The 1,363-nt window shown below is 78.9% G+C and carries 1 protein-coding gene and 1 pseudogene; both read left to right on the top strand.

Annotated features, from left to right (window positions below; genetic code table 11):
• Nucleotides 1-207 (top strand): hypothetical protein (locus ACFU6K_RS39105; protein ID WP_380671452.1); only part of this gene is annotated, 207 nt, incomplete at its 5' end.
• A 269-nt stretch (nucleotides 208-476) separates the two neighbouring features.
• Nucleotides 477-1,363: pseudogene (locus tag ACFU6K_RS39100) on the top strand (hypothetical protein); the annotation flags it as partial.

Raw genomic sequence — 1,363 nt, 5'->3', positions numbered from 1 at the left:
GCCGCCGCCGGGGCGGCGGGGAGGGCCCCGGGTGCGGTGGACCCGGCGGCCGGGGCCGGTCCGGACCGCTCCCGCCTGGCGCGGCAGCGCCGCCGTACCGTCCGGGCCGGGCGCAGCCGGGCCTTCGCCGTCGGTCCGACCGGGCTGGAGAGCCGGCCCGAGCGGCACCCCAGGCTGCGGACGCACACCCGCCGGATCGGCCGGTAGTCCGTCCGGCGTCTGCCCGCCTCGGGTGCCCGGTCGGAGCCGAGGTTTGGTCAGATCATCTGATGGTCACCCGACCGGCGGAGCACTTTTCCAGGTGTGAAGGCCGCCGGAATTGAGAACATGAGCGTCATGTGACCGTTCTGTCACGTGATGGGATGATTCATCGGACTCCCCGCCACCACCGGGCCGCCGGGTCGCCACCCGCCCGTCCCGACGCCGCGCGCCGTCCGATGCCGTCCCCTCCGGACCGCCAGAAGGGATGATGTCGCGTGGCTCGCAGGCTCCTGCCGACCCTCCTGTTGTCCCTGACCGCACTGCTCGGGCTGCTCCCCGCCGCCCAGGCCGTCCCCGCGGTCGGCGAACCGGTCGCCGGTCCGCCGTCGGCCGGCGAGACGACGGCCGGTCGGCCCGCGGACGAGGAGCCGTACCCGTCCACCGAGGAGATCGACCGGGCCCGGGCCGAGGCCGAGCGCAAGGCCTCCTCGGCCGCCGCCCTGGAGGCCGCGCTCACCGCCGCCCGGGCCGAGCTGGACCGGGCCGGGCGCATCGCCGAACAGGCCGTCGAGGCCTACAACGGCGCCCAGCTCGCCCACGCCCGGGCCCGCGCCGAGGAGGCCGCCGCCGCACAGCGCGCCGCCGCCGCCGAGGCCGAGCGGGTGACCGCCGCCGAGGACGCGGCCCGGCTCGCGGCCGAGACCTACCGGCAGGGCGCGGGCGCCGAACTGTCCGCCCTCAACGCCCTGCTCGGTGCCCACGGCCCGCGCGAGGCGGGCGAGCGCGCCGCCGCGGTCGGCCAGGTCAGCGAGCGCACCCGGCAGATCCTGGACGCCGCCACCTCCACGGCCGCCGCCGCCCGCCGCGCCTCCGCCGAGGCCCGGGCCGCCACCGAGGCCGCCGGGAGGGCCGCCGCCGAGGTCGGCGCGGCCAGGGCCCGGGCCGAACAGCGGCTGGCCGCCCAGCAGGGCGAGGTGGCCGCCGCCGGGCAGCGCCGCGAGCAGCTGCTCGTCGAACTGGCCGCCGCCCGGAACACCACCGTCGAGCTGGAACCGCAGCGCCGCGAGGCCCTGGAGGCCGCGCTCACCGCCGCCCGGGCCGAGCTGGACCGGGCCGGGCGCATCGCCGAACAGGCCGTCGAGGCCTACAACGGCGCCCAGCT

The organism is Kitasatospora sp. NPDC057512, assembly GCF_042802135.1.
In the GTDB taxonomy this organism is placed as follows: domain Bacteria; phylum Actinomycetota; class Actinomycetes; order Streptomycetales; family Streptomycetaceae; genus Kitasatospora.
This window is presented reverse-complemented; position numbering and strand designations above follow the sequence as displayed.